This is a genomic window from Corynebacterium sp. KPL4015, assembly GCF_040225725.1.
Taxonomy (GTDB): Bacteria; Actinomycetota; Actinomycetes; order Mycobacteriales; family Mycobacteriaceae; genus Corynebacterium; species Corynebacterium rhinophilum.
In genome coordinates this window covers 1-5,780 of sequence record NZ_JBEHGF010000046.1, presented here as the reverse complement: position 1 = coordinate 5,780, position 5,780 = coordinate 1, and the positions used below count along the sequence as shown (strand labels likewise).

General features: G+C 52.1%; 3 rRNA genes. All 3 read left to right on the top strand.

Going from position 1 to position 5,780, the window contains the following annotated elements:
* Positions 1 to 379: 379 nt before the first annotated feature.
* The 3 genes from ABRP64_RS11430 to rrf all read left to right on the top strand — a co-directional run bounded on the left by ABRP64_RS11430 (position 380) and on the right by rrf (position 5,768).
* Positions 380 to 1,897, top strand: a 16S ribosomal RNA gene (locus ABRP64_RS11430).
* 514 nt (positions 1,898 to 2,411) lie between these two features.
* Positions 2,412 to 5,490 (top strand): 23S ribosomal RNA (locus ABRP64_RS11425).
* 160 nt (positions 5,491 to 5,650) lie between these two features.
* Positions 5,651 to 5,768, top strand: a 5S ribosomal RNA gene (gene rrf / locus ABRP64_RS11420).
* Together the 16S, 23S and 5S rRNA genes form the textbook arrangement of a ribosomal RNA operon.
* Positions 5,769 to 5,780: the final 12 nt, after the last annotated feature.

Here is a 5,780-nt window from a genome sequence, read left to right as displayed (position 1 = left end):
TGAGAACTCAATAGTGTGCCAATGTACTTATTTTTTATTTTTGTGTGCATGGTTGTGTGTTGATTGGTCTGTTGGCCGGCAAGCCTAGAGTTGGTTTGTTGGTTGGTGTGTGCCGGTAAGGTGTTGGAATACGCATCTTTTTGAATACTGTTTAGTGTTTCGGCTGCATTGATGGATTGGTTGGCATGTGATTGTGTTCAACTTTTTGTCTCCCTTTTTTGTGCCCCGTCGGGTTGGGGAGGCAGTATATTTTTTCTTTGTAGTAATTTTTGGACGCCAGCATGAGCCTGCTTTTGTGGGTTTGTGGTGGTTTGTTCTTTTGGTTAGGTTTGGGCTTTTCACGGCCTTTTTCAGGATTTTTTGTTCTGAAATTTTTCTTTTTGTGGAGAGTTTGATCCTGGCTCAGGACGAACGCTGGCGGCGTGCTTAACACATGCAAGTCGAACGGAAAGGCCCTGCTTGCAGGGTACTCGAGTGGCGAACGGGTGAGTAACACGTGGGTGATCTGCCCTGCACTTCGGGATAAGCTTGGGAAACTGGGTCTAATACCGGATAGGAACCATCTTTAGTGTGGTGGTTGGAAAGTTTTTTCGGTGTAGGATGAGCTCGCGGCCTATCAGCTTGTTGGTGGGGTAATGGCCTACCAAGGCGGCGACGGGTAGCCGGCCTGAGAGGGTGTACGGCCACATTGGGACTGAGATACGGCCCAGACTCCTACGGGAGGCAGCAGTGGGGAATATTGCACAATGGGCGCAAGCCTGATGCAGCGACGCCGCGTGGGGGATGAAGGCCTTCGGGTTGTAAACTCCTTTCGCTAGGGACGAAGCTTTTTGTGACGGTACCTAGATAAGAAGCACCGGCTAACTACGTGCCAGCAGCCGCGGTAATACGTAGGGTGCGAGCGTTGTCCGGAATTACTGGGCGTAAAGGGCTCGTAGGTGGTTTGTCGCGTCGTCTGTGAAATTCTGGGGCTTAACTCCGGGCGTGCAGGCGATACGGGCATAACTTGAGTGCTGTAGGGGTAACTGGAATTCCTGGTGTAGCGGTGAAATGCGCAGATATCAGGAGGAACACCGATGGCGAAGGCAGGTTACTGGGCAGTTACTGACGCTGAGGAGCGAAAGCATGGGTAGCGAACAGGATTAGATACCCTGGTAGTCCATGCCGTAAACGGTGGGCGCTAGGTGTGAGGGTCTTTCTACGACTTTCGTGCCGTAGCTAACGCATTAAGCGCCCCGCCTGGGGAGTACGGCCGCAAGGCTAAAACTCAAAGGAATTGACGGGGGCCCGCACAAGCGGCGGAGCATGTGGATTAATTCGATGCAACGCGAAGAACCTTACCTGGGCTTGACATACACCAGATCGCTGCAGAGATGTAGTTTCCCTTTGTGGTTGGTGTACAGGTGGTGCATGGTTGTCGTCAGCTCGTGTCGTGAGATGTTGGGTTAAGTCCCGCAACGAGCGCAACCCTTGTCTTATGTTGCCAGCATTTGGTTGGGGACTCATGAGAGACTGCCGGGGTTAACTCGGAGGAAGGTGGGGATGACGTCAAATCATCATGCCCCTTATGTCCAGGGCTTCACACATGCTACAATGGTCGGTACAACGCGCTGCGACACTGTGAGGTGGAGCGAATCGCTGAAAGCCGGCCTTAGTTCGGATTGGGGTCTGCAACTCGACCCCATGAAGTCGGAGTCGCTAGTAATCGCAGATCAGCAATGCTGCGGTGAATACGTTCCCGGGCCTTGTACACACCGCCCGTCACGTCATGAAAGTTGGTAACACCCGAAGCCGGTGGCCTAAACGTGTTAGGGAGCCGTCGAAGGTGGGATCGGCGATTGGGACGAAGTCGTAACAAGGTACCCGTACCGGAAGGTGCGGGTGGATCACCTCCTTTCTAAGGAGCTTTTATTGGGCTGCAGTTGCAGCTAGATACCCACTGTTTGTGGGTTGCCTGCCGTGTTTATGGTGGGTTGGTGGTTGAGTAGGCGAGTGTTCTGCTGCCACCGAATTTGGAAATTCCGGGTAGGACATACACCTTAATCAGCAGTACTGAGTGTTGAGACAGTGCTTTGTGACATGCGTAAAAGTGTCCATGCAGTACAGAAATAAGTTTGTGAATAAGTTGTTGGTGCATTGTTGGGTGTCTGGGGCATTATCCCCTTTTGTGTGTGCCTGACTGGTTGATGGGCATCATCTTGTGTGGTGGTGTTTGTTGCTGGTTCGGGGTGTTGTGTGAGAACTGTATAGTGGACGCGAGCATCTGCATGATGCCACTTACACGTTGTGTTTGTGGTGTTTGTGTGTGTGATGTGATTTTTCTTTTTTGTTTATTTTGTCAAGTTCACTTGTTGCCACTGCATACGGATTGTGTGACTTTTGTGTTGTGTGGTTTGTGTGTGGTGGTTGGTGTGTTCGTTATTTAGGGCGCATGGTGGATGCCTTGGCATGCTGAGCCGATGAAGGACGTGTAAGGCTGCGTTAAGCCTCGGGGAGTTGTCAATAAAGCGTTGATCCGAGGATGTCCGAATGGGGAAACCTGGCCCTGGTTATGTGGGGTTACCCTTCAGTGAATTCATAGCTGTTGTGGGGGTTACGCGGGGAAGTGAAACATCTCAGTACCCGTAGGAGGAGAAAATAATAATGATTCTGCTAGTAGTGGCGAACGAACGTGGATGAGGCTAAACCGTGTGCATGTGATACCTGGTAGGGGTTGTGTGTGCGGTGTTGTGGGGCCTGATTGTGTGTCATCTACCAGTGGCACGCCCTTTGTGCATTGTTGTTAGGTGAAGTGGTTTGGAATGGCCTACCGGAGTAGGTGAGAGTCCTGTAGCTGAAGATGATGATGTGGGGGTTGTTGGGTTCCCGAGTAGCAACGGGCTCGTGGAATCTGTTGTGAATCTGCCGGGACCACCCGGTAAGCCTAAATACTCAGTGTGACCGATAGTGGATAGTACCGTGAGGGAATGGTGAAAAGTACCCCGGGAGGGGAGTGAAATAGTTCCTGAAACCATGTGCTTACAATCCGTCAGAGCACTTTTTATTGTGTGATGGCGTGCCTTTTGAAGAATGAGCCTGCGAGTCAGCGGCATGTCGCGAGGTTAACCCGTGTGGGGTAGCCGTAGGGAAACCGAATCCTAATGGGGTGATAAGTGGCATGTCCTGGACCCGAAGCGGGGTGATCTACCCATGGCCAGTGTGAAGCAGCTGTAAGAGGTTGTGGAGGCGCGAACCCACGTAGGTTGAAAACTGCGGGGATGAGCTGTGGGTAGGGGTGAAAGGCCAATCAAACTCCGTGATAGCTGGTTCTCCCCGAAATGCATTTAGGTGCAGCGTCGCATTAGCTTGGTGGAGGTAGAGCGACTGGTTGGTTGAGCGGGACTACAATCTTAGCAATGTCAGCCAAACTCCGAATGCCATCAATTGTGTTGTGCGGCAGTGAGACTGTGGGGGATAAGCTTCATAGTCGAGAGGGAAACAGCCCAGATCGCCGGTTAAGGCCCCTAAGGGTGTACTAAGTGGAAAAGGATGTGGGATCGCGAAGACAGCCAGGAGGTTGGCTTAGAAGCAGCCATCCTTGAAAGAGTGCGTAATAGCTCACTGGTCGAGTGGTTCTGCGCCGACAATGTAGTGGGGCTCAAGTACACCGCCGAAGCCGCGGCAAGCAACAATTTTTTGTTGTTTGGGTAGGGGAGCGTCGTGCATGGGTGGAAGCGTTACCGTGAGGAGGCGTGGACTGTGTGCGAGTGAGAATGCAGGCATGAGTAACGAATTGTAAGGTGAGAATCCTTACCGCCGGATGACTAAGGGTTCCTGGGTCAAGTTCGTCTTCCCAGGGTGAGTCGGGACCTAAGGCGAGGCCGACAGGCGTAGTCGATGGATAACCAGTTGATATTCTGGTACCCGTACATGTGCGCCCATGATGAAGCACTGATACTAACCACTGCGGATACGCTACCTAGCATTCTTTGAGTGTTGGTGGTGTTGATGTCGTGGGGCCTGATGTGTGGTTCAAGTGATGGGGTGACGCAGTGAGGTAGCCGCGCCACTTATTGGATTGGTGGTGTAAGCGTGTAGGCCGTGTGGTAGGTAAATCCGCTACACATTAAGGTTGAGGCGTGATGCGTAGACCCTAAGCGGGTTGATGGTGGCGATCCTGTACTGTCGAGAAAAGCCTCTAGCGAGTGCGTGTATGGCCCGTACCCTAAACCGACACAGGTGGTCAGGTTGAAGATACTAAGGCGTTCGGGTGAACTGTGGTTAAGGAATTCGGCAAAATGCCCCCGTAACTTCGGGAGAAGGGGGGCCCTGTGACGTGAAGGCATTTACTGCTGGAGTGTTGTGGGGTCGCAGAGAATAGAGGGAAGCGACTGTTTATCAAAAACACAGGTCCATGCGAAGACGTTAAGTTGATGTATATGGACTGACGCCTGCCCGGTGCTGGAAGGTTAAGAGGACCGGTTAGTAACTTTTTTGGTTGCGAAGCTGAGAATTTAAGCCCCAGTAAACGGCGGTGGTAACTATAACCATCCTAAGGTAGCGAAATTCCTTGTCGGGTAAGTTCCGACCTGCACGAATGGCGTAACGACTTCTCTGCTGTCTCGACCACAGGCCCGGTGAAATTGCATTACGAGTAAAGATGCTCGTTACGCGCGGCAGGACGAAAAGACCCCGGGACCTTCACTATAGCTTGGTATTGGTGTTTGGTTCGGTTTGTGTAGGATAGGTGGGAGACTGTGAAATCATCACGCTAGTGGTGGTGGAGTCGTTGTTGAAATACCACTCTGATCGGATTGAGCATCTAACCTTGGCCCATGATCTGGGTTGGGGACAGTGCCTGGTGGGTAGTTTAACTGGGGCGGTTGCCTCCCAAAATGTAACGGAGGCGCCCAAAGGTTCCCTCAGCCTGGTTGGCAATCAGGTGGTGAGTGTAAGTGCACAAGGGGGCTTGACTGTGAGACAGACATGTCGAGCAGGGACGAAAGTCGGGACTAGTGATCCGGCACCTACTTGTGGATGTGGTGTCGCTCAACGGATAAAAGGTACCCCGGGGATAACAGGCTGATCTTCCCCAAGAGTCCATATCGACGGGATGGTTTGGCACCTCGATGTCGGCTCGTCGCATCCTGGGGCTGGAGTAGGTCCCAAGGGTTGGGCTGTTCGCCCATTAAAGCGGCACGCGAGCTGGGTTCAGAACGTCGTGAGACAGTTCGGTCTCTATCCGCCGCGCGCGTTGAAACTTGAAGAAGGCTGTCCCTAGTACGAGAGGACCGGGACGGACGTACCTCTAGTGTGCCAGTTATCCCGCCAGGGGTAGTGCTGGTTGGCTACGTACGGAAGGGATAACCGCTGAAAGCATCTAAGCGGGAAGCCTGTTTTAAGATGAGGTTTCTTTTGAGGTCCCCTAAAGACTATGGGGTAGATAGGCCAGACTTGGAAGCACTGTAAGGTGTGAAGGCTACTGGTACTAATTGACCAAAACAAACACACCACAAATAACCCCCGAACACCATGTGGTTTAAGGGAAGTTGAAGAGTGTTCTTGTTTAGCGAGTAAACAAACAAAATGTACACATTCTGTGTGTCGCGTCCACTATGCAGTATCTGACACAACACCCACACAACTTGGTGGGTAGTGTTCTGATAGGTTTGTCGGTGGTTAATAGCTACAGGGAAACGCCCGGTCCCATTCCGAACCCGGAAGCTAAGCCTGTACACGCTGATGGTACTGCAACCGGGAGGTTGTGGGAGAGTAAGTCACCGCCGACACCAAACAACAAA